This is a genomic window from Sphingomonas sp. Leaf37, from assembly GCF_920939475.1.
Classification (GTDB): Bacteria; Pseudomonadota; Alphaproteobacteria; order Sphingomonadales; family Sphingomonadaceae; genus Sphingomonas.
This window is the reverse complement of sequence record NZ_CAKLAX010000001.1, coordinates 620,016-641,973: the sequence shown is the minus strand read 5'-3', so window position 1 is coordinate 641,973 and position 21,958 is coordinate 620,016. Positions and strand designations below refer to the sequence as shown.

The window sequence follows — 21,958 nt, the reverse complement described above, 5'->3', positions numbered from 1 at the left end:
GGAGAGGGAAAAGACGCCGAAGGCGGCGATAGGGTGAGGGTGAGCGCGATCAATCCAGGTTAGGCCGCAACCACCGCTCCGCCTGCTTCACGTCCACGCCGCGCCGCGTCGCATAGTCCGCAACCTGATCCTGCCCGATCCGTGCCACGCCGAAATACTCCGCCTCGGCATGCCCAAAGTAGAACCCCGACACCGCCGCCGTAGGCAGCATCGCGAAGCTCTCGGTCAGCTCCAGCCCGGTATTCGCCTCGGCATCCAGCATGGCGAACAGCGTCCGCTTCAACGAATGCTCGGGGCACGCCGGATAGCCCGGTGCCGGCCGGATGCCGCGATATTGCTCGCGGACCAAAGCGTCGTTGGTCAGCTGCTCGCCCGGCGCATAGCCCCACAGATCGGTGCGCACATGCGCATGCAGCCGCTCCGCGAACGCCTCCGCCAGCCGATCCGCCAGCGCCTTCAGCAGGATGTCGTTGTAATCGTCGTTGTCCGCCTTGAACCGCGCGATATGCTCGTCGATGCCGTGGATGCCGACCGCGAAGCCGCCCATCCAGTCGCCCGCCGGATCGATGAAGTCCGCCAGGCACATATTGGCGCGCCCCTCGCGCTTGGCGATCTGCTGGCGCAGGAACGGCAGCCGCACCGTCGCCTCCTGCGTCCGGTCGAGGTTGGGGATGTGGAACCCCTCGGGGATGCTCGCGCCATCGGGACTGCGGTGCGATTCGCTGTGCCGCGTGTAGACCCAGACGTCGTCGTCGTGACGATGGCACGCCCATAACCCGGCGACACCGCGGGCGGTCAGCCACTTCTCGGCGATGATCCGGTCGAGCATCGCCTGCGCGTCCTCGTACAGTCCGGTCGCACTTTCGCCGACGATCTCGTCGGTCAGGATCGCGGGGAAATTGCCCGCCAGCTCCCACGCGCGAAAGAACGGCGTCCAGTCGATATAGCCGCGCAGGTCGGCAAGGTCCCAGTCGTCGAACCGGTGCACGCCCGGTTGCGCCGCTGGCGGGGCCTTCAACGCCATGTCGACCTTCAACCCCCGCGCCCGCGCCTCGGCGAGCGGCAACAGGTCGTTCTGCCCCTTGTTGGCGCGCGCGATGCGCACCTTTTCATATTCGTCGGCGATCCCGAGCACATAGGCATCGCGCTGCGTATCGCTGACCAGCGTCGTCGCCACACCCACCGCACGGCTGGCGTCGAGGACATGCACGATCGGCCCGTCATAAGCCGGCGAGATGCGCAGCGCGGTATGCACCTTCGATGTCGTCGCGCCGCCGATCAGCAACGGCATCGTCATGCCCGCCCGCTTCATCTCCTCGGCGACGGTCACCATCTCGTCGAGGCTCGGCGTGATCAGCCCCGACAGCCCGATCATGTCGGCATCGTTCTCGTTCGCCGCCGCAATGATCTTCGACCACGGCACCATCACGCCCAGATCGACCACGTCGAAGCCGTTGCACTGCAACACCACGCCGACGATGTTCTTGCCGATATCGTGGACGTCGCCCTTGACGGTCGCCATCACGATCTTGCCCTTGCCCTTCGCGCCCGGCTCCTTCGCCGCCTCGATGAAGGGGAGCAGATGCGCCACCGCCTTCTTCATCACGCGCGCCGACTTCACCACCTGCGGCAGGAACATCTTGCCCGATCCGAACAGGTCGCCGACGACGTTCATGCCGTCCATCAGCGGCCCTTCGATCACCTCGATCGGCCGCGCGAACTGTTGGCGGCATTCCTCGGTATCGTCGACGACGTGCGCGTCGATGCCCTTGACCAGCGCATATTCCAGCCGCTTGGTCACCGGCAGGCTGCGCCATTCCGCTGCCTGCTTTTCGGCGACGGCATCGGTGCCACGATACTTCTCCGCCAGCGCAACCAGCCGGTCGCCCGCCTCGGGATCGCGGTTGAGCACCACATCCTCGCACGCCTGCCGCAGCTCGGGATCGATCGTGTCGTACACGTCGAGCTGGCCGGCGTTGACGATCGCCATGTCCATGCCCGCGGGGATCGCATAATACAGGAACACCGAATGCATCGCGCGGCGCACCGGCTCGTTGCCGCGGAACGAGAAGCTCAGGTTCGACAACCCGCCCGAGATATGGACGTGCGGGCAGCGCGCCTTGATCGCCTTGCACGCCTCGATGAAGTCGACGCCGTAATTGTTATGCTCCTCGATCCCCGTCGCCACCGCGAACACGTTGGGATCGAAGATGATATCCTCGGGCGGAAAGCCGATGCCCATCAGCAACTCATAGGCGCGCGAGCAGATCTCGACCTTGCGCTCCTGCGTGTCCGCCTGCCCGACCTCGTCGAACGCCATCACCACCACCGCCGCGCCATAGGCCATGCAGCGCCGCGCATAATGCAGGAACGCCTCTTCGCCCTCCTTCATGCTGATCGAATTGACGATCGGCTTGCCGCTGACGCACTTCAGCCCCGCCTCGATCACGCTCCACTTGGAGCTGTCGATCATGATCGGCACGCGCGCGATATCCGGCTCGGCGGCGATCAGCTTCAGGAACGTCGTCATCGCGAATTCGGCGTCGAGCAGCCCTTCGTCCATGTTGACGTCGACCACCTGCGCGCCATTCTCGACCTGCTGGCGCGCGACCTCGACGGCGCGGGTATAATCCCCCGCCATGATCATCTTCTTGAACGCCGCCGATCCGGTGACGTTGGTGCGCTCGCCGATATTGACGAACTGGGCGGAGGAAGTGGTGGTCATGTCAATCTTTCTAGCCCCTCCCCTTCAGGGGAGGGGTTGGGGTGGGGCCTGTCCCATCAGGCTATCGTTTCGGCAGAGGCGACGTCCCCCACCCCAACCCCTCCCCTGAAGGGGAGGGGCTTTTACTCAAGCCGCCATCGTAAACGGCTCCAGCCCAGCCAGCCGCGTCCGCACCGGCGGCACCGGCACGCGCCGCGGTGACACCCCGCGCGCCATATCGGCGATCGCCTTGATATGCCCCGGCGTCGACCCGCAGCACCCGCCGAGCACGTTGACCTGCCCCGCCTGCGCCCATTCGCCGACCAGCCCGGCGGTCGTCGCCGGCTCCTCGTCGTAAGCGCCGAGCTCGTTCGGCAGCCCGGCGTTCGGGTACACCATGATCAGCGTGTCGCAGATCTCGCTCAGCGTCTTCACATGCGGCCGCAACTGCTCCGCCCCGAACGAGCAGTTCAGCCCGATCGTCACCGGCTTGGCGTGCCGCACCGCATGCCAGAACGCCTCGACGGTATGCCCCGACAGGTTGCGCCCGCTGAGGTCGGTCAGCGTCATCGACAGCATCAGCGGCAGGTCGCGGCCCAGATCGTCGGCGGCATCCAGCGTCGCCATGATCCCCGCCTTGGCGTTCAGCGTATCGAACACCGTCTCGATCAGGATGAAGTCCGCCCCCCCCTCGACCAGCGCATCGATCTGCTCGCGGTACACGCCCTTCAAATGATCGAAGTCGATCTCGCGATAGCCCGGATCGTTGACGTCGGGCGATAGCGACAAGGTCTTGTTGGTCGGCCCGATCGCCCCCGCGACGAAGCGCGGACGCCCGTCGCGCGCCTGAAACTCATCGGCAATGCGGCGCGCCATCGCCGCGCTCTCGACGTTGATCTCGCGCACCAGATGCTCCGCGCCGTAATCCGCCTGGCTGATCCGGTTCGCCGAGAAGGTATTCGTCTCCGCGATATCCGCCCCCGCCTCGAAATAGGCGCGGTGGATCGACGCCGGCACCTCGGGCTTGGTCAGCGCCAGGATGTCGTTGTTGCCCTTCTGGTCGTGGGTCAGCCCCAGCGAGCCGGCATAATCCGCCTCGGACAGCTTCCAGTTCTGGATCTCCGTCCCGAACGCGCCGTCGGTGATCAGGATGCGCTTGGCCGCCTCGGTCAGGAACGTGTCGCGGATGGTCATGTCTTGTCCTTGAGAGCCCCTCTCCTTCAGGGGAGGGGTTGGGGGTGGGGGACGTCTCACCGAGACCGAAGCCCGCGGACAGGCCCCACCCCAACCCCTCCCCTGAAGGGGAGGGTCTTCTTCGTGTTAAGCCGCAGCCACCGCGGCAACCGGCTTCGATCGCACACCCAGCAGGTGACAGATCGCAAACGCCAGTTCCGCTCGGTTCAGCGTATAGAAGTGCAACGACTTCACCCCCCCCGCATACAGCTTGCGGCTCAGTTCCGCCGCCAGCGTCGCCGCGATCAGCTGCCGCGCCGCGGGATGATCCTCCAGCCCGTCGAACAGCCGCGCCATCCACGCCGGCACCTCGGTCCCGCACATCCTGCTCATCCGCACGACGCTGGCGAAGTTGGTCACCGGCATGATTCCCGGCACGATCTCCGCGGTGATCCCCGCCGCCGCTACCTTGTCGCGATAGCGGAAGAACGTCTCGGGCTCGTGGAAGAATTGCGTAATCGCCCTGGTCGCGCCCGCGTCGAACTTCGCCTTCAGATTGTCGATATCCGCCGCCATGTCCGCCGAATCCGGGTGGCATTCGGGGTAGGCCGCGACCGAGATTTCGAACGGATGCAACCGCTTCAACCCCGTGACCAGCGCCGCCGCATTCTCATACCCGCCGGGATGGCTGGCGAACTTCGCGCCCGCCGCGGGCGGATCGCCCCGCAACGCGACGATATGCCGCACGCCCGCCGCCCAATATTCCTCGGCGACCTGGTCGATCTCCGCCTTGGTCGCCTCGACGCAGGTCAGATGCGCCGCCGCCGCCAAAGACGTCTCGCGCTGGATCCGCGCCACCGTCGCATGCGTCCGCTCGCGCGTCGAACCGCCCGCGCCATAGGTCACCGATACAAAGCTCGGCGCCAGCGGCTCCAGCGTCCGCACCGCGTCCCAGAGCTGCTCTTCCATCTTCTCGTTCTTGGGCGGAAAGAATTCGAACGACACCTCGATGTCGCCCGCCACATCCGCATACAGCGGCGCCTTCAACGCGATCTGCGCCTCTTCCAGCTGGTTCACCGAGATCGTCATGCCGCTCCAACCTTCTTCACAGGCACCTCACGCAAATTTGCGCCCGACTTGCGCCCGAGCCACAATGTCACCGTCAACTCGCCACCCTTCAGCGTCTCGGTCCGCGCCAGCGCCAGCCCGGCATTGCCGAACCAGCCCGCGATCTGATCGTCCGCGAAGCCCAGCCGCGTATGCGCATCGCGCGTCCGCAGGTCCTCGCGATCATGCGGCGCGAAGTCCGCGATCAGCAACCGCCCGCCCGGCCCCAGCACCCGCGCCGCCTCGGCGATCGCCGCCCCCGGCTGCTGCGCGAAATGCAGCACGTGATGCAGGATCGCGACATCCGCCGCGCCATCCGCCATCGGCAGCGCATACAGGTCGGCCTGCCGCAATTCCGTATTGGGCCGGTCGTGCAGCTTGGCCCGCGCCAGCCGCAGCATCTCCGACGACCGGTCGATCCCCAGCGCGCTGTCCGCCTGCCCGCCGAACACCTCCAGCATCCGCCCGGTGCCGGTGCCGATATCGATCAGGCTGCCGAGCGGCCCGTCGCCCAGCACCCCCGCCATCGCCGCCTCGACCTCGCTTTCGGCGATATGCAGCGACCGGATCGCATCCCATTCGGCGGCATGCCCTTCGAACCATTGCGCCGCGCTCGCCGCACGGTCCGCGCGCACCGCCGCCAGCCGCGCCGCGTCCGCCACCGCCCAATGATCCGGCTCGGCCTTGCCCAGTTCGTCGATCGCCGCCGCCACCGGCTGCGTCGCCGCCGCCTTGCCCAGCGCCACGAACACCCAGCTGCCCTCCTTGCGCCGCTCCGCCAGCCCCGCATCGCACAGGATCTTCACATGCCGGCTGACCCGCGGCTGGCTCTGCCCCAGCACCTGCGCCAGCTCCCCCACCGACAGCTCCATCGAGCGCAGCAGCGAAAAGATGCGCAGCCGCGTGGCGTCGGCTAAGGCACGGAAGATATCGAGCGCGAGGGTCATGTCGCATCAACATATAAAGATATCTTTATATGAGGTCAACGCGGACCCGAACCGGGTCGATCCGCGTTTGCGCCCGGTTAGTTCTTGAGGGAGATTAAGATGAAACGCCTGCTGATCCTCGCCGCCCCCGTGGCCCTCGGCCTCGCCGCCTGCAGCCCCAGCGCACAGAACGAGACCGCCGAAGCCGGCAACGCGATCGCCGCCGATACCGAGGCGACGACCCGCAACGCGGTCAGCGACGTCGATGCCGCGACCGATCAGGCGTTCGGCTCGGCAGAGCGCAGCCTCGACAATGCCGGCGACACGGTCGGTGCCGCCGCCGATCGCACCGGCGAGCGCCTCGATGCCGGGGCCGACCGTGCGGGTACGGCGATCGCCAACGGTGCCGACCGCGCCGGGGCCGCCGCCGACCGCGCCGTCGATGCGACCGGCAACGCGCTTGAACGCGCCGGCCGTTCGTTGAAGGATTAAGCCTTGGATTCGGGGGAGTAGCGCCACATGTCACGTATCGTTTCTGCGGCGCTGCTTCCCCTGTCGCTTCTCGCCGCCTGCTCCGGCGGCGGCAGCGACGACCCCGGCGCGGTGACCACCGACGAGGCCGCACAACTCAACGACGCCGCCGCGATGCTCGACGCGAACAGCATCGACCTCAACGCCGCGACCGCCAACGACATGGACACCGGATCATGACCGCCAAACGCCGCTTGGGCTCCACCGACCTCCAGATCGCGCCTTTGGTGCTCGGCGGCAACGTCTTCGGCTGGACCGCGGATCGCGCCGCCAGCTTCGCCGTGCTCGACGCCTTCGTCGCGGGCGGCGGCACGATGATCGACACCGCCGACGTCTATTCCGCCTGGGTCCCCGGCCACAGCGGCGGCGAATCGGAAGCGATGATCGGCGAATGGCTGAAAACGAGCGGCAAGCGCGACCAGGTGCTGATCGCCACCAAGGTCGGCATGCTGCCCGGCGAGGGCGGCGAGAAACTAGCCCCCGCCCGCATCGCCGCCGCCGCCGAAGCCTCGCTCAAGCGCCTCGGCACCGACCGCATCGACCTTTATTACGCGCATCAGGACGACGATGCCGTCCCGCAGGAGGCGGTGCTCGAAGCGTTCGGCAAGCTGATCGACGCCGGCAAGGTCCGCGTCCTCGGCGCCTCCAATTTCCACGCCGCGCGCCTCAAATCCGCGGTGGACGCCGCCAAGGCGAGCGGCCTGCCCCGCTATCACGTCCTCCAGCCCGAATATAACCTCGTCAGCCGCCACAAGTTCGAGGGCGAGTTGCAGGATTATTGCATCACCGAAAATATCGGCGTCCTCCCCTATTACGGCCTCGCCTCCGGCTTCCTCACCGGCAAGTACCGGACGAAGGACGACCTCGGCCAGAGCGTCCGCGGCGGCCGCATGGGGGACCTGCTCGAAGGCAAGGGCGCTGAGGTACTGAAGGCGATGGACTCGGTCGCCGAGGAAATCGGCGCAACGCTGGCACAGATCGCGCTGGCGTGGCTCATCGCGCAGGAAGGCGTAACGGCCCCGATCGCCAGCGCAACGCGGGTCGAGCAGCTGGAAGACCTGCTCCCCGCAATGGAGCTGAACCTGACCAAGGACCAACTAAACCGCCTCGACACCGCCGGCGCGTAGAATAACGATAGCCCTCTCCCCAAAGGGGAGAGGGAGCTGCCATCAATGACCAACGCAACCGCCCAACACCACCGCCGCATAAAACAGCGATAGCCCTCTCCCCTCAGGGGAGAGGGTTGGGTGAGGGGCGGAGTCTCACCGAGACCACCCCTCTGCGAGGCACCAACCCCTCACCCCAACCCTCTCCCCAAAGGGGAGAGGGAGCAGGCCCCCTCAACCTCTACGCAGCATCAAGCCGCGAACTGGTTCATCGTGTTGTGCGCCCCGCCGGCCTTCAGCGCGGCCTCGCCAGCGAAATACTCCTTGTGATCGTCACCGATGTCCGACCCGGACATGTTCTGGTGCTTCACACAGGCGATCCCCTCGCGGATTTCCTTGCGCTGCACGCCCTTGACGTACCCCAGCATCCCCGCGTCGCCAAAATACTCCTTGGCGAGGTTGTCGGTGGACAGTGCCGCGGTATGATAGGTCGGCAACGTGATCAGATGGTGGAAAATCCCCGCCCGCGCCGCCGCATCCTTCTGGAACGTCCGGATGCGCTCGTCCGCCTCCGCCCCCAGTTCGGTCCCGTCGTAATCGACCGACATCAGCCGCGCACGATCGTACGCCGACACGTCACGCCCAGCCTCAACCCAGGCATCATACACCTGCTGGCGGAAATTCAGCGTCCAGTTGAAGCTCGGCGAATTGTTGTACACCAGCTTCGCATTCGGGATCACCTCGCGGATGCGGTCGACCATCGATGCGATCTGCTCGATGTGCGGCTTCTCCGTCTCGATCCACAACAGGTCCGCACCATTCTGCAACGACGCGATGCAATCCATCACGCAGCGATCCGCGCCGGTGCCCTCGCGGAACTGGAACAGGTTCGACGGCAGCCGCTTGGGCTTCATCAGCTTGCCGTCGCGGTTGATGATGACGTCGCCGTTGATCGTCGACAGGTCGGTCACCTCCTCGCAATCGAGGTAGCTGTTATATTGGTCGCCCAGATCGCCCGGCGTCTTGCTCACCGCGATCTGCTTGGTCAGGCCCGCGCCCAGCGAGTCGGTACGCGTGACGATGATGCCGTCCTCGACGCCCAGCTCCAGGAATGCGTAGCGGCAGGCGCGCACCTTCGCGAGGAAGTCCTCGTGCGGCACGGTGACCTTGCCGTCCTGATGGCCGCACTGCTTTTCGTCGCTGACCTGATTCTCGATCTGGAGCGCACACGCCCCCGCCTCGATCATCTTCTTCGCCAGCAGATACGTCGCCTCGGCATTGCCGAAGCCTGCGTCGATATCGGCGATGATCGGCACGACATGCGTCTGGTGGTTGTCGATTCCCTGCATCAGCCGCTGCGCCTCGACCTCATTGCCCGCCTCGCGCGCATGGTCGAGTTCGCGGAACAACAGGCTCAGCTCGCGCGCATCCGCCTGTCGCAGGAACGTGTACAGCTCCTCGATCAGCGCCGGCACGCTCGTCTTCTCGTGCATCGACTGGTCGGGCAGCGGCCCGAAGTCGCTGCGCAGCGCCGCGACCATCCAGCCCGACAGATATAGGTAGCGCCTGTCGGTCGTGCCGAAATGCTTCTTGATGCTGATCATCTTCTGCTGGCCGATGAAGCCGTGCCAGCAGCCCAGCGACTGCGTGTACGCCGCCGGATCGGCGTCATAGGCCGCCATGTCGCGGCGCATGATCGCAGCGGTGTAGCGCGCGATGTCGAGCCCGGTCTGGAACCGGTTCTGGAGGCGCATGCGAGCGACCGACTCCGCGTCGATCCCGCCCCAGGTCGCCTGCGCACCGATGGCCTGGCTGGCGGTGCCCATCTGCTGCTGATACGTCATATCCACGTCCTCACTCTGTACGAATGAGGCGATCTGTACTGATGTTGACAGCAGACACAGCCTGAACGAGGCTAGAAATGGCGTCGATCTGTAACACCAGCTTCGATATTTCTGTAATTTTGTATGGATCGTTACAGTCAATCTCCAGCGAAGGTGAACCCCGACACCCCCCGATCGCGCTCGTTGATCAGCAACGCCCGCCCCGCCGGCGGCGCCGATCGCTGCGGGCAATCGGTGCGATGGCAGGCACGACACCCCAGCCCGATCGGCGTCGCATCCCCCTTCAGGTCGACACCCCGCGCCACCGCCAGCGCTCCTCCCAATTCCGCCGCGACACCGATCCCCACCGCGAACTCGGCGAGCACCCCGCCATAACGTCGCCGCTGCGGCGTCACCGTCCGCGCGATCGTCAGCCAGCGCGCCTTGTCCTCCAGCTCGACGAGTTGCACCGCCAGGCTCCCCGGCCGGTCGAACGCCTGATGCAGCCGCCACAACGGGCACCGCCCCTCCGCCTCCGCCAGCGGCGACGCCGACGCCCCCGAGAAACGTTTCGAACATTGCCCGGCGCGATCGATCCGGATCAGAAAGAACGGCAGTCCCCGCGCGCCCACGCGGTGCAGCGTCGTCAGCCGATGCGCCACCTGCTCGAACCCCGCCCCGAACCGCCGCTGCAACAGTTCGAGGTCATACCCCGTCGTCTCGCACGCCCGCAGGAACCGCGCGTAGGGCATCATCACCGCCGCGGCGAAATAGCTGGCGAGATGCCGCCGGAACAACCGCTCCGACGATCGATCCGCAAACGCCGCGCCCTTGGCCAGCGCCTCGATCTCCGCCCGCGCCTCGATCTGCGCGAGCTGATACGCCGCGGCAAAGGTCCGCGACGCCGAATCGAGCACCTCGCTCAACTGCAACTGCCGCGCATGCAGGTCGAGCCGCCGCAACAGGTCGGGCATGACATCCACGGGCAGGATGCGGATGGTGAGCTGATGCTTGACCCGCAACCGCTCGGCGATCGCGCCATACAGATCGCCCGCACCCAGCCGCAGTTCGTCGGCCAGCGCCTCGGCGGTGCTGTCCAGATCGGCGAAATGCCCCCGCCACCGCTCGATCTCGCGCCGCACCTCGGCGACCGGATCGACGCCCTCCGAAGCGCCACCACCGCCACCGGCACCCAATTTATCATAAGCGCGCGCGAACGCCTCCGCCCCGCCGGGGGCGCCGGCGAGCCATTCGCCCACCTCGTTCCGATCGATCTCAAGGTCGGCGAATATCGGGTCTGCCAGCCGCCGCCGCATTGCCGCTTCGCCGCCACCCGGTTCTCCCGCAGTCAAGGCACGTGGATCGAAGTCGTAGGATTCGGCCAGCTTGACCAGCAGCGCCGCCGACAACGGCCGCTGGTTGCGCTCGACCAGATTGAGATAGCTCGACGAAATCGCCAGCACCTCCGCCATTGCCGCCTGCGTCAGCCCGGCCTGTCGCCGCAGCCGTCGCACCGCATGGCCAGCAAATAGTTTCCGATCCGCCACTCCAGCTCCTTCCGGTACAGAAGGTCCGGTATGCAACGCGACTTGTCAATTCCTTACAGCATGACCAGCGGCACTGTCTACGCGGTATACACCATGACCTTGCTCGCCGGTCACCGCCCACTGCCCCGAAGCCCACTCTCTAGCTAACGGAATTTTCGAAAGTTTCCTGGGGAGGAAAGGTGACCGCCGGCGCTTCGTGCTCCGGCGGTCATTCCGTTTCAGGGCTCGTGCGATATGATCGCGGCACAGACGGCGTGGCGAGGCGGCTGCGGATACGCCGGTCGGACCCCCATCGTCCCTTCGCGCGTATCGCCTCCGCGCCCCCCCGGACGCCGACAAGGACCCCGCATGAGTCAAGGACTGACCGCCCGCATCCGCGAGAATATCGTTCTATACGGTGCGCTCGCTGCCAATCTCGGGATCGGCGTCGCGAAATTTGTCGCGGCGGGCATCACCGGATCGTCGTCGATGCTGACCGAGGGCGTGCACAGCTGCGTCGACAGCGGCAATCAGATCCTGCTGCTCTATGGACAGCATCGCGCCAGGCAGAAGCCCGACGCGATCCACCCCTTCGGTTACGGTCGCGAGCTGTACTTCTGGGCATTTGTCGTCGCGATCCTGATCTTCGCGGTCGGTGCCGGCGTATCGGTGTACGAAGGCTATCTGCACATCGTCGAGCCGGAGGAACTCAGCGATCCGCTGGTCAACTATATCGTCCTCGTCATCGCTTTCGCCCTCGAAGGATCGTCGTGGTTCATCGCCATGCGCGAATTTCGCAAGGCAAAGGGCGACAGCGGCTGGTGGCGCGCGATCCGTCAAAGCAAGGACCCGGCAGGCTTCATCGTCCTGTTCGAGGATTCGGCGGCACTCGCGGGCCTGGTCATCGCCGGGATCGGCGTCTGGGCGAGCCATGCATTCGCCGATCCGCGCATCGATGGCGTCGCCTCGATCGTCATCGGCCTGATCCTGGGTCTGGTTGCGGTGCTTCTGGCGCGGGAGGCCAAGGGCCTGCTGATTGGCGAACGAGCCAACCCTAAGGTTGTCGAGACGGTGCGCAACATCATCGCCCGCCACCCGGCGGTGACGGCGGTGAACCACGTTCGCACGATCCACACCGCGCCCGATGCGATCTTCGTCGCGGTCAGCGCGGATTTCGTCGACAGCGTGACGATGGGCGATGGCGAGCGACTGATCGAGGAAATGGAGGACCAGCTCCGCATCGCCGTGCCGATGCTGAGCTCGATCTATATCCGCCCGGAAAAGCATGAAAATGCCGCGACGCTGGCGACCATCCGGCCGCCGGAGCAGCCGTGACGCTCAGCCGACGATCCTCGCCGCACCGCGGGTCAGCCGTTCGATGACCTGCGGATCGGTGATCCGGCGATAGACCGCCTCCACCGCGCTGAACACGCCGAACAGCAACAGTCCCGCCGCGACCAGCAACCGCAGCCATTCGGGAAAGCGGTCGAGCGCCTGCTCCAGCCCCCCGGCCGCCGAGGCGCGGCTGTTCATGCTCGCCTGCACCATGAACAATGCGGTGGCGGAGAACACGATGCCACGCGCCAGATAACCGGCACGACCGACCCAGCCGACCCAAGGTCTTGCCGCCGCCGCCGGCTCCAGATGCTTGAGGAAGCCCAGCTTAACCGCCTTGACCGCCTGATAGATGCCAAGACCGAGCAGCACGATCGCGACCAGGATCAACGCCACCTCGCCGCCGGGGAAGCGCAGCGCGGTCGATGCCCCCCATTCGGCGCTGTCGCCGCTGCTCCGCTCGCCCCATACCAGCAGCCGCACCGCCGCCCAGCACAGCCCCAGGTGGATTGCGCCGGAGATCGCACCCCCTAGCCGCTTGACCATGCCGCCCGCACCACTGCCCTGCCCTTCGCTGTCCACCGCCGCCTCGGACAATCGCCACAGGCCGTACCCCGCGAAACCGAGTGCCATCAGCGACAGCACGATACTGCCGCCGGTGCTCTGCACGAATCCGAGCACGCCCTGATTGTCCTCCGTCCGGCCAAGCCGCAGCGTCAGATAGCCGATCGCGCCATAGGTCACCGCACGCGCAGCGAAGCCAAGCCGCGCCGCCATCTCCAGTCCGTTGATGTCGTTCGTTTTTGCTTTCGCCGTCATGCCGCGTCTCCCGTTCGACGCCGCCAACCGCCGCGCTGCACGATCGTTCCGGCAGCGTGACGGCATCACCGCGCGAATCGCGATTGCGGGTGACGCGGCGATGCGGATATCATCGCCTCCATGCACCGCTCACTTCTGCGCCCGTTGCTCGCCACATTGCTGCTGCTCGGCTCGATCTTCGGATCTGCGCCGGCATGGGCGGCGGTGACGATCACCTTCTGGAGCCACGAACTCGGCAACAGCTTCCCGCATACCTTCTTCACGTTGCGCGGCGTGCCCGACGCAGGCGGTAACCCGGTCGACGTCAATTACGGCTTCACGGCCAAATCGGTGTCACCGAAAATACTGATGGGAACCGTCGCCGGCCGGCTCGACATATCCAAACCCGGTTATATCGCTGGCAGCGATGCCCAGTTCTCGCTCGTGCTCAGCGATGCGCAATATGCCGAGATACTGACGCTGATCGCCGCGTGGGACGAAAAGACGGGTGACGGGCACTACAACCTCAACAATCGCAATTGCGTTCATTTCGTCAAGGAAGCGGCACGAATCGCCGGCCTTTCGGGTCTCGACCAGCCCGGATTGATGAGGAAGCCGCGTTCCTACCTGAAGGCGGTAGCAGAGGCCAATCCGGGGCGGGTGACGATCGTCAACATGCATGGGAAGGCGTATCTCGCGTCATTGCCGCCGATCGGAGCGGGGCCGCCGATCGGAGCGGGGCCGCCGATCACCGCTGGGCCGACGGTCGCCCCCGATCCGGCGACGGCGCCCGCGACAGTCAACTAACCGCGCACGATTTCCATCACGTCCAACGTGGACTGGAAACCGGGGAACGGCAGCACCATCCGCCATCGATCCGGCCCGATCCGCTCGACCAGCCCCGCCATGTCGCGACGCGCATCGCGGCCGTAACGCATCGGCCTGTCCTCGTCGCCAAGCGCCAGAGTGCCGAGAAAGACGGTACGGGAGTCGGTGCTGTCGAACAGATTGCCGCTCGCCCGCTGCGCACCATCGGTCACGAAACGACGGACGAGGCCATTTTCCGTGACGCGGCATCCGGCCCATCCGCCGCTGAGCAGCACCCGCGCTCCCGCTCCGACACCGCCCAGCCGGTACATCCGGCAGCGATAGGACCCCGGCGTCAGCGCCGCTCCCTGAATCAACCGGTCGGGATCGAACAGCGCCGCGTCTTGCGCCAGTGCGGCGGCGCCGTCGCGCGTCGTACGCACCTTGCCCAGCGCTTCGATCCACGCATCACGCCAGCCGCGCAGCCGCTCGCGATCCTGCTTCGTCGCGACCTTGCGCCAGTCGACATCGACATCGCGTTGCGCACCGGTCGCCGGCGATGCCATCGCCGCGGCCAACAGCACGGGCACGGCAAGGCGCCATGCCGTCATGCCGCCGTCCAGCCGCCGTCCACCGACATGTTCGCACCGGTGATCGCCTTCGCCTCGTCGCGGCACAGGAACAGCGCCAACGCGGCAACCTGTTCCGGCGTGACGAATTCCTTGGTCGGCTGCGCGGCGAGCAGCACGTCGTTGATCACCTGATCGCGCGTCAGGCCCCGCGCCGTCATCGTGTCGGGGATCTGCGCCTCGACCAATGGTGTCCAGACATAGCCGGGCGAGATGCAATTGACGGTGATGCCCTGCTGCGCCGTCTCAAGCGCCAGCGTCTTGGTCAGGCCGGCGATCCCGTGCTTGGCCATGACATAGGCCGATTTGTTCGGGCTCGCGACCAGGCTGTGTGCCGAGGCGGTGGTGATCATCCGTCCCCATCCCTTCGCCTTCATATGCGGTATCGCCGCCTTTGCGACGTACCAGGCCGACAGAAGGTTGATGCGGATGATCGCCTCCATTTTATCGTCCGGAAAGCTTTCGATCGGCGCGACGTGCTGGATGCCTGCGTTGTTGACCGCGATATCGACGCTGCCCGTCTCCCGGGCCGCCCGGTCGACCATCGCCGCGATCTCGTCCGGCTTCGTCATGTCCGCCGCATCGTACAGCGCAGCCACGCCGCTGGTGGCGGCCAGCTCGGCCCGGATGTCCTCGATCTGGTCGGCGTCACCAAAGCCGTTGATCACCACCGCGGCGCCTTCGGCGGCGAAGGCGCGCGCATAGGCAAGGCCGATACCCGAGGTGGAGCCGGTGATGAGCGCGGTCTTGCCCTTGAGGAACATGGCGATGGGATCTCCTGATGAACGCGAGTCGTCCTGCGTCGTCACGGTAAACGTTGCAACCGTCGGTACGGTTCGCGCATTTCGTAACGCCAGCAAAACGGAGCCTGCCATGCGCCTCGACGATTTCGATCCCAATGATATCAATGTCGAGGATCAAAGGGGCCAGAGCTTCGGCGGTGGCGGCGGTGGCGGCGGCGGATTGCTGTTTGGTCTGCTGCCGCTGATCGGCAGTCGCTTTGGCTGCGGCGGCATCGTCGTGGTGCTGCTGTTGTTCGCGGTGTTCGGCGGGCTGGGCAACCTCGGCGGCATGCTCGGCGGTGGCGGCGGTCAGGTGTCCGCGCCGACCAGCCAGCGCGCCGGCACCGATGTCGCATCGAGCTGCAACCTGACGCCGCAGAGCAAGGCGGCCTGCAACGCGTTCCAGTCCGCGGAAAACACCTGGACCGCTTTGTTCGAAAAAGCCGGCCAGCGCTTTCAGGAACCCAAGCTCGTCTTCTTCGGTGGCAGCGGCAAATCCGGCTGCGGCGCGGCGCAGGCGGCGATGGGTCCCTTCTATTGCCCGACCGATCAGGGCATCTATCTCGACACCAGCTTCTTCGACGAGCTCGCCACGCGTTTCGGCGCCAAGGGCGATTTCGCGCAGGATTACGTGATCGCGCACGAATTCGGCCACCACATCCAGAATTTGCTCGGCACGTCCGATCAGGTGCAGCAGATCCAGCGCCGCGGCAGCGAGACGGAAGGCAACGCCGCTTCGGTGCGGCTGGAGCTACAGGCGGATTGCTATGCCGGGGTGTGGGCGGCGCAGAACCGCAGTAGGATGGAACCCGGCGATCTCGAAGAGGGGCTCACCGCGGCTCAGGCGATCGGCGACGATACGCTCCAGAAGCAGAGCCAGGGCCGGGTCGTTCCCGACAGCTTCACGCACGGCACGTCGGCGCAGCGTCAGGCATGGCTGCAACGCGGCCTGACGACGGGCGACCCGGCCCAGTGTGACACCTTCTCCGGCGCGATCTGATCCAGTCCCCCTCCCGCAGGGGAGAGGGCGATCCCGACTAGCGGCTTGCCAGTTGCCGCGCGAAATGTACTTCCACCGCCTTCGTTACGCTCTCCGCGATCCGTTCGCGCCCCTGCCGGCTATCCAGAAACGCCGCATCCGACGGATTGGAGATATAGCCCGTCTCGAACAGGATCGATGGCATGTCCGGCGCTTTCAGCACCATCAACGACGCCATGCGATGGAACACCGGCTTCGTCGGGATCAGCGGCTTGGCCTCACGCCCGAGCAGTCGGGCGAAACTGGCGGAGGTGTTCATCGTCTCGCGCTGCGTCAGATCGATCAGGATCGATGACACGTCCGCACCGGCATCTCCCAGGTTGACGCCGGAGATGACGTCCGCCTTGTTCTCGCGCGTTGCCAGCCGCGCGGCCTCCTTGTCGGACGCGACCTCGGACAGCGTGTAGACCGAGGCACCGGAGGCATCGCCACTACCGACGCTGTCGCAATGAACCGAGATGAACAGGCTCGCCTTCAGCCGGCGTGCGATGCCGTACCGTTCACGCAACACCAGATAACGGTCGTCGTCCCGCGTCAACGCCACGCGGACGCGGCCCGTCGCCAGCAGTTCGTCACGAATCGCCTGTGCGATCCGCAGCGTCACGTCCTTTTCGCGCAGGCCGGTCTCGGGATTGATCGCACCCGGATCGACGCCGCCATGACCGGCATCGATCACCACCAACGGGCGGCTGTCGTCACCGCGCACCCGTGGCAGCGCGACGCCGCGCGCGGGCGGCGGCACAGGGATCGATACCTTGTACTTCGGCTTGGCGGCCCAGTCGCCGAAGTCGAATGCCATGAAGCTGAGCGGCCCGGCCGCGCTGGCGGCGGCGAAACGCGCGGCGCTGACCGGCTCCAGCGACAGCGTCAGGCTCTGCCCGTCCGCGTCGAACCCGCCATCGCCCAGAATCGCCGGACGCGCGAGATCGAACAACAGGCGCGTGCCGCTTCCCTGACGCAGCTGGCGTACACCGCTTACTGGTCCACCGGTTGCGGCCCGCACGCCCGGTAAGGCGCCTGCGACATCGACGGCGATCTGGCGGGTCCCGTCCAGGATGATGCCGGTCGCATCGCCGACACGCCCGTCGAAGCGGATGACGATCGATCCGTCCTGCACCACGACGCTGCGAATGGCGGTCGCTGCCCACGCGGGCGCGCTCGTCAGCCAGCCGGCGATCAGGGCGAAGAGCGCGAACACACGGCGTCCTTGCCGCGCAGACGATGCGCGGGTCCAGCGAAAAGCCATTACCAAACCCCTTTTGACGATTCTCCTGCGATCGCCGGGGTTTGTTCTAGATGCCGGGGTGCGAACGCGGAGTTGCCCGGCAAGGTTAATCCGGAATTCGGCATTATTTTGCCGCGTCGGCCGGCAAGTTCCTGCCAGTTGCGGTGCGTCGGGTCCGATGCTACCAACGGACTGCACCCGTGCGACGCGCGCTATCCGTAAGACGCGAAGCACAGGTCCCCGGCCCTTCCTGGGTCGGGTTTAACCAGGTTGACGCTCGCATGACGCACTTTTCCAACGTTCGACACCGCCCGGCTTCGGCCGGCGGCGTGTCGAACGTGTGGGAGGGCCGAGCCCCCCGATGTGCCGGGCGAGCAGACGCATCTTTGCCATACATACGCGCCGGATTGCCCGGCGCGCTTTATCAATGCGCATGCGCGCCCTCCGGACCGGTCCTGTCAGGGCCACCCGCTGGAGCGCCACGCGCGCGGAGACATTTCAATGACCACGCGTATGCTGATCGACGCACGCCACCGGGAAGAAACCCGGGTCGCCGTCGTCAAGAATAACCGGATCGAAGAGTTCGATTTCGAGAGTGCCGAGCGCAAACAGCTCAAGGGGAATATCTACCTCGCCAAGGTGACGCGCGTCGAGCCGTCGCTGCAGGCGGCGTTCGTCGATTACGGCGGCAATCGCCACGGCTTCCTGGCGTTCAGCGAAATCCACCCGGATTACTATCAGATCCCGAAGGAAGACCGCGACGCGCTGCTCCGCGAAGAAGCCGAGCATGCCGCCGAGGAAGCCGCGCTGCGTGCGGAACATGACGGCGACGACGACGATCACGCCGACCATGACGGTGATCATCATGACGACGAGCATGACGATTTCGACGACGCCGACCATCACGACGATGACGCCGAGCACGACGAGGCCAACGGCGACGAAGGCACGTCGGACGGCACGTCGAAGAAGCCGCGCACCGCGAACGACGACCAGGTCGAGGCGCTGCGCCAGCGCCGTATGAACCTGCGCCGCCGCTACAAGATTCAGGATGTCATCCGCCGCCGTCAGGTGCTGCTGGTCCAGGTCGTGAAGGAAGAGCGCGGCAACAAGGGCGCGGCGTTGACGACGTATCTGTCGCTTGCCGGCCGCTACTGCGTGCTCATGCCCAACACGTCGCACGGCGGCGGGATCAGCCGCAAGATCAGCAATGCGTCCGATCGCAAGCGCCTGAAGTCGATCATGGCCGACATGCAACTGCCGCCGTCGATGGGCTGCATCGTCCGCACCGCGGGCCTCCAGCGCACCAAGGTCGAAATCAAGCGCGACTTCGATTATCTCGCCCGTCTCTGGGACGGCATCCGCGAAGCCACGCTCGGTTCGGCCGCACCGGCACTGATCTACGGCGACAGCGACCTGATCAAGCGCGCGATCCGCGACATCTACAACAAGGATATCGACGAGGTGATCGTCGAGGGCGAGGAAGGCTATCTCCACGCCAAGGAATTCATGAAACTGCTGATGCCCAGCCACGGCCGGCGCATCAAGCAATATGCCGACGCGGTGCCGCTGTTCCAGCGCGCACACGTCGAGGATCAGCTCGCTGCGATGTACCATCCGGTCGTGCAGCTGAAATCGGGCGGCTATCTGGTCATCAACCCGACCGAAGCGTTGGTGTCGATCGACATCAACTCCGGCCGGTCGACCCGCGAACACAATATCGAACAGACCGCGACTGCGACCAACCTCGAAGCCGCGCATGAGATCGCGCGCCAATTGCGGCTGCGCGACATGGCCGGCCTTGTCGTCATCGACTTCATCGACATGGACAACAATTCCAATGTCCGGAAGGTCGAGAAGGCGATGAAGGAGGCGCTGAAGAACGATCGCGCCCGCATTCAGGTCGGTCGCATCTCGTCGTTCGGCCTCATGGAGATGAGCCGTCAGCGTCTGCGCACGGGCGTACTCGAAGCCTCCACCCGCGCCTGCCCGCATTGCGAGGGCACCGGTCTGGTCCGCACCGCATCGTCGGCCGGCCTGTCCGCGTTGCGCATGATCGAGGACGAGGCCGCACGCGGTCGCGGTTCGCTCATCACGCTGCGCGCTTCGCAGGAAGCGACGATCTACGTGCTCAATCGCAAGCGTGCCGACATCGCCGAGATCGAGGATCGCTATGGCGTGCAGGTCGAGATCATCCCCGATCGCGAGGAAGAGGGCGCCCGCATGTCGGTCGAGGTCTCCGGACCGCCGCCCGCCTACGCCCCCAGGATCGAGGCGCTGATCGAGGAAGATTACGACGACGTCCCCGAGGAGATCGAGGACGAGGAAGAGGAAGAGATCGTCGAGGAGGCGGAGGAACAGCCCCGTCGCGAAGGCGGCCGCCGTCCCGAGCAACGCGAAGATCGTAGCGAGGGTGAAGGCCGCGGTCGTGGTCGCCGCCGTCGTCGCGGTCGTCGCGGTCGCAAGGACGAGAACGGCGAGACGGTGCAGGACGATGCCGGTGTCGAAAGCGACGCCGTCGAGGCCGACACCGGCGAAGGCGACGAGCCGGAGGCGATCGAAGGCAACGAGGCGGACACCGCCGATTTCGCCGGCGAACAGCCGCAAGGCGAAGGCCGTCGTCGTCGCGGTCGTCGCGGTCGTCGCGGCGGACGTCGTCAGGCGGGGGATCAGGTCGAAGGCAACGACGGCACGACGGAACCGCTGCTGTCGGCCGACGATGTCGAGGCCGACGCCGTGGAGCTCGAGCCGATCGCCGAAGCCGGCGATGCCGGTCCGGTCACCACCGGCCTCGACGCGCCCGCACCGGTCGCGGTTGAGGACGCAGCTCCTGTAGAAGCGCCCAAGACCCGCCGCCGACCGCGCGCGCGCGCCGCTTCGCCTGCGGTGGAGGCTCCGGTCGCCGAAGCGCCGGTCCCGGTAGAGGCACCTGCAACCGAAGCGGAAGCCCCGGCCATCAAGCCCAAGCGCACCCGCAAGAAGGCGACGCCTGCCGCCGCGATCGAGGAAGCGGCGCCCGTCGTCGAAGCCCCGACCGAAGCGCCCGCCGAGGAGAAGCCCAAGCGCCGCCGCACTCGCAAGCCCGCCGCGGCTACCGAGGCCGCTCCGGTGGAAACGGTCGCGGCACCGGTAGCGGAACCTGTCCCACAGCCGGAGTCGACATTGGCAGTTGCGCAGGACGGCACCGCTCCGGCCGACGCCGACGATACGGCCCCCGAAGACGGCGAAGCTCCCCGCCGCGGCTGGTGGCAACGCACCTTCGGCGCATGAGCTGAAACGAAAACCCCTCCCGCTCACTCGAGCGGGAGGGGTTTTTCTTTGTGCGCAGATTCTGCCGTCGCCATGACCGAACTGTTACCAGTCACCACTTCCGGAATGCCAGGCGCCGCACGCAATCATTGCGAACCGGCGCCCGCTATCCTTACACCCGCACCAACATCTTGCCCGTGTTCCCCCCGGTAAACAGGCCGAGGAACGCATCCGGCATCGCATCCAGTCCGTCGAACACCGTCTCGTTGCGCTTCAACTTGCCGTCCTTCAGCCAGCCCCCCATGTCGCGATAGAACTCGGCCGCGCGATCCATGTAGTCGCTGACGATGAAGCCCTGCACCCGCATCCGCATGCCGATCAGCCGCGCAAGATACCGCAATTCGGTCGCCTTGCCGCTGTTGTAGACGTCGATCATCCCGCAGATCGCGAAGCGCGCACCCTGATTGCCGTGCGCCAGGGCCGCATCCAGATGCTCGCCGCCGACATTGTCGAAGTATACGTCGATCCCAGTCCGGGCGACCTCTCCCAGCGCCTTCACCACCGGCGTTCCGCTCTTGTAATCGATCACCGCATCGGCACCCAACGATTCCACCCAGGCGCACTTCTCTGCGCCGCCGGCCGAACCGATCACGCGGCAGCCTTTGGCCTTGGCGATCTGCACCACCGTCGATCCGACCGCGCCGGCCGCAGCGGACACGAACACCGTGTCGCCCTCTTTTGCGCCTGCAACCTCCAGCAGTCCGAAATAGGCGGTCATCCCCGGCATACCGAGCTGCCCCAGATAGGCTTGCGGATCGACGTCGAGTTGCGGCAGCGACTGGGCCTGATCGGCGGGCAGCACCGCTTCGTCACGCCAGCCGGCGAAATGCTGGACCATCTCGCCTTCCTTGTACGTATCGGAGCGGCTCTCGATCACCTTGCCGATCGCGCCACCCTGCATCGGTGCGCCGAGTTCGAAAGGTGGTGTGTAACTCTTCACGTCGTTCATCCGTCCGCGCATGTACGGATCGACCGATAGCCAGCTGTTGGCGACGCGGATCTCACCATCTTTCAGGTCGCGGGTGCCGAGCTCGACCAGCTCGAAATTGTCCATCGTCGGCATACCCTGCGGCCGGGACTTCAGGCTCCATGCACGTGCCATTCTCGCTCTCCTGATCTGATGTACCCGCAACCTGAC

Annotated in this window: 18 protein-coding genes; 7 read left to right on the top strand and 11 right to left on the bottom strand. The window is 66.1% G+C overall.

All coding sequences use genetic code 11. The features are described from left to right. Window positions 1-49: 49 nt before the first annotated feature. The 4 genes from metH to LRA87_RS02795 all read right to left on the bottom strand — a co-directional run bounded on the left by metH (window position 50) and on the right by LRA87_RS02795 (window position 5,931). Entirely contained in the window at window positions 50-2,725 is a 2,676-nt protein-coding gene (metH, locus tag LRA87_RS02810) for a methionine synthase (RefSeq protein WP_230628984.1), read from the bottom strand. Window positions 2,726-2,851: 126 nt separating this feature from the next. Next, complete coding sequence (locus tag LRA87_RS02805; RefSeq protein ID WP_230628982.1) at window positions 2,852-3,898, bottom strand: homocysteine S-methyltransferase family protein; 1,047 nt, start codon at window positions 3,896-3,898, stop codon at window positions 2,852-2,854. A gap of 126 nt (window positions 3,899-4,024) precedes the next feature. Then, a complete protein-coding gene (metF, locus tag LRA87_RS02800; protein ID WP_230628979.1) occupies window positions 4,025-4,966 on the bottom strand; it encodes a methylenetetrahydrofolate reductase [NAD(P)H] in 942 nt (313 codons plus the stop codon). After that, window positions 4,963-5,931, bottom strand: a complete 969-nt coding sequence (locus LRA87_RS02795; RefSeq protein WP_230628977.1) for an ArsR/SmtB family transcription factor — start codon at window positions 5,929-5,931, stop codon at window positions 4,963-4,965. Before LRA87_RS02795 ends, metF begins: the two co-directional genes overlap by 4 nt. Before the next feature lie 99 nt (window positions 5,932-6,030). Here LRA87_RS02795 and LRA87_RS02790 point away from each other — a divergent pair, with 99 nt between their 5' ends. From LRA87_RS02790 to LRA87_RS02780, 3 genes are read left to right on the top strand one after another with little or no spacing between them, the layout of a single operon-like run. Next, the gene (locus LRA87_RS02790; RefSeq protein ID WP_230628973.1) at window positions 6,031-6,402 is read left to right on the top strand and encodes a hypothetical protein; all 372 of its coding nucleotides are present in this window, start codon (window positions 6,031-6,033) and stop codon (window positions 6,400-6,402) included. Window positions 6,403-6,429: 27 nt separating this feature from the next. Next, window positions 6,430-6,621 (top strand): hypothetical protein, encoded by a 192-nt coding sequence (locus LRA87_RS02785; protein ID WP_230628971.1) that lies wholly within the window; start codon window positions 6,430-6,432, stop codon window positions 6,619-6,621. Next, entirely contained in the window at window positions 6,618-7,568 is a 951-nt protein-coding gene (locus LRA87_RS02780) for an aldo/keto reductase (protein ID WP_230628969.1), read from the top strand. Before LRA87_RS02785 ends, LRA87_RS02780 begins: the two co-directional genes overlap by 4 nt. Window positions 7,569-7,798: 230 nt before the next feature. Here the strand turns inward: LRA87_RS02780 and LRA87_RS02775 are convergent, their stop codons facing one another. Both LRA87_RS02775 and LRA87_RS02770 read right to left on the bottom strand, forming a co-directional pair. Beyond that, on the bottom strand, window positions 7,799-9,391 hold the full coding sequence (locus LRA87_RS02775; RefSeq protein ID WP_230628967.1) for an isocitrate lyase: 1,593 nt from the start codon (window positions 9,389-9,391) through the stop codon (window positions 7,799-7,801). A 137-nt stretch (window positions 9,392-9,528) separates the two neighbouring features. After that, the gene (locus LRA87_RS02770) at window positions 9,529-10,917 is read right to left on the bottom strand and encodes a helix-turn-helix domain-containing protein (protein ID WP_230628965.1); all 1,389 of its coding nucleotides are present in this window, start codon (window positions 10,915-10,917) and stop codon (window positions 9,529-9,531) included. A gap of 348 nt (window positions 10,918-11,265) precedes the next feature. Between LRA87_RS02770 and LRA87_RS02765 the strand changes: the two genes are divergently transcribed. After that, window positions 11,266-12,231, top strand: a complete 966-nt coding sequence (locus LRA87_RS02765; RefSeq protein WP_230628964.1) for a cation diffusion facilitator family transporter — start codon at window positions 11,266-11,268, stop codon at window positions 12,229-12,231. A 3-nt stretch (window positions 12,232-12,234) separates the two neighbouring features. Here the strand turns inward: LRA87_RS02765 and LRA87_RS02760 are convergent, their stop codons facing one another. Then, complete coding sequence (locus LRA87_RS02760) at window positions 12,235-13,050, bottom strand: DUF1206 domain-containing protein (RefSeq protein ID WP_230628962.1); 816 nt, start codon at window positions 13,048-13,050, stop codon at window positions 12,235-12,237. 120 nt (window positions 13,051-13,170) lie between these two features. Between LRA87_RS02760 and LRA87_RS02755 the strand changes: the two genes are divergently transcribed. Further along, window positions 13,171-13,836, top strand: a complete 666-nt coding sequence (locus LRA87_RS02755; RefSeq protein WP_230628960.1) for a hypothetical protein — start codon at window positions 13,171-13,173, stop codon at window positions 13,834-13,836. Here LRA87_RS02755 and LRA87_RS02750 read toward each other — a convergent pair. Then, window positions 13,833-14,447 carry a DUF4893 domain-containing protein gene (locus tag LRA87_RS02750; protein ID WP_230628959.1) on the bottom strand — a complete coding sequence of 205 codons (615 nt, stop codon included), beginning with the start codon at window positions 14,445-14,447 and terminating at the stop codon, window positions 13,833-13,835. The two genes, LRA87_RS02755 and LRA87_RS02750, sit on opposite strands and share 4 nt — an antisense overlap. Continuing rightward, complete coding sequence (locus tag LRA87_RS02745) at window positions 14,444-15,229, bottom strand: 3-hydroxybutyrate dehydrogenase (protein ID WP_230628958.1); 786 nt, start codon at window positions 15,227-15,229, stop codon at window positions 14,444-14,446. Before LRA87_RS02745 ends, LRA87_RS02750 begins: the two co-directional genes overlap by 4 nt. Before the next feature lie 109 nt (window positions 15,230-15,338). Between LRA87_RS02745 and ypfJ the strand changes: the two genes are divergently transcribed. Further along, window positions 15,339-16,247 (top strand): KPN_02809 family neutral zinc metallopeptidase, encoded by a 909-nt coding sequence (gene ypfJ / locus LRA87_RS02740; protein ID WP_230628957.1) that lies wholly within the window; start codon window positions 15,339-15,341, stop codon window positions 16,245-16,247. Window positions 16,248-16,284: 37 nt separating this feature from the next. On the opposite strand, the gene LRA87_RS02735 is transcribed toward ypfJ, so the two are convergent. Next, window positions 16,285-17,532 carry an N-acetylmuramoyl-L-alanine amidase family protein gene (locus tag LRA87_RS02735; protein ID WP_230628955.1) on the bottom strand — a complete coding sequence of 416 codons (1,248 nt, stop codon included), beginning with the start codon at window positions 17,530-17,532 and terminating at the stop codon, window positions 16,285-16,287. A 492-nt stretch (window positions 17,533-18,024) separates the two neighbouring features. On the opposite strand from LRA87_RS02735, the gene LRA87_RS02730 reads away from it, so the two are divergent. Then, on the top strand, window positions 18,025-20,781 hold the full coding sequence (locus LRA87_RS02730; RefSeq protein WP_230629792.1) for a ribonuclease E/G: 2,757 nt from the start codon (window positions 18,025-18,027) through the stop codon (window positions 20,779-20,781). A gap of 151 nt (window positions 20,782-20,932) precedes the next feature. On the opposite strand, the gene LRA87_RS02725 is transcribed toward LRA87_RS02730, so the two are convergent. Then, entirely contained in the window at window positions 20,933-21,922 is a 990-nt protein-coding gene (locus tag LRA87_RS02725) for an NADP-dependent oxidoreductase (RefSeq protein ID WP_230628953.1), read from the bottom strand. Window positions 21,923-21,958: the final 36 nt, after the last annotated feature.

What these genes read in the sequence shown, in the direction of transcription:
- metH (WP_230628984.1), bottom strand. Translation starts at nt 2,725, where the DNA reads ATGACCACCACTTCCTCCGCCCAGTTCGTCAATATCGGCGAGCGCACC.
- LRA87_RS02805 (WP_230628982.1), bottom strand. Translation starts at nt 3,898, where the DNA reads ATGACCATCCGCGACACGTTCCTGACCGAGGCGGCCAAGCGCATCCTG.
- metF (WP_230628979.1), bottom strand. Translation starts at nt 4,966, where the DNA reads ATGACGATCTCGGTGAACCAGCTGGAAGAGGCGCAGATCGCGTTGAAG.
- LRA87_RS02795 (WP_230628977.1), bottom strand. Translation starts at nt 5,931, where the DNA reads ATGACCCTCGCGCTCGATATCTTCCGTGCCTTAGCCGACGCCACGCGG.
- LRA87_RS02790 (WP_230628973.1), top strand. Translation starts at nt 6,031, where the DNA reads ATGAAACGCCTGCTGATCCTCGCCGCCCCCGTGGCCCTCGGCCTCGCC.
- LRA87_RS02785 (WP_230628971.1), top strand. Translation starts at nt 6,430, where the DNA reads ATGTCACGTATCGTTTCTGCGGCGCTGCTTCCCCTGTCGCTTCTCGCC.
- LRA87_RS02780 (WP_230628969.1), top strand. Translation starts at nt 6,618, where the DNA reads ATGACCGCCAAACGCCGCTTGGGCTCCACCGACCTCCAGATCGCGCCT.
- LRA87_RS02775 (WP_230628967.1), bottom strand. Translation starts at nt 9,391, where the DNA reads ATGACGTATCAGCAGCAGATGGGCACCGCCAGCCAGGCCATCGGTGCG.
- LRA87_RS02765 (WP_230628964.1), top strand. Translation starts at nt 11,266, where the DNA reads ATGAGTCAAGGACTGACCGCCCGCATCCGCGAGAATATCGTTCTATAC.
- LRA87_RS02760 (WP_230628962.1), bottom strand. Translation starts at nt 13,050, where the DNA reads ATGACGGCGAAAGCAAAAACGAACGACATCAACGGACTGGAGATGGCG.
- LRA87_RS02755 (WP_230628960.1), top strand. Translation starts at nt 13,171, where the DNA reads ATGCACCGCTCACTTCTGCGCCCGTTGCTCGCCACATTGCTGCTGCTC.
- LRA87_RS02750 (WP_230628959.1), bottom strand. Translation starts at nt 14,447, where the DNA reads ATGACGGCATGGCGCCTTGCCGTGCCCGTGCTGTTGGCCGCGGCGATG.
- LRA87_RS02745 (WP_230628958.1), bottom strand. Translation starts at nt 15,229, where the DNA reads ATGTTCCTCAAGGGCAAGACCGCGCTCATCACCGGCTCCACCTCGGGT.
- ypfJ (WP_230628957.1), top strand. Translation starts at nt 15,339, where the DNA reads ATGCGCCTCGACGATTTCGATCCCAATGATATCAATGTCGAGGATCAA.
- LRA87_RS02735 (WP_230628955.1), bottom strand. Translation starts at nt 17,532, where the DNA reads ATGGCTTTTCGCTGGACCCGCGCATCGTCTGCGCGGCAAGGACGCCGT.
- LRA87_RS02730 (WP_230629792.1), top strand. Translation starts at nt 18,025, where the DNA reads ATGCTGATCGACGCACGCCACCGGGAAGAAACCCGGGTCGCCGTCGTC.
- LRA87_RS02725 (WP_230628953.1), bottom strand. Translation starts at nt 21,922, where the DNA reads ATGGCACGTGCATGGAGCCTGAAGTCCCGGCCGCAGGGTATGCCGACG.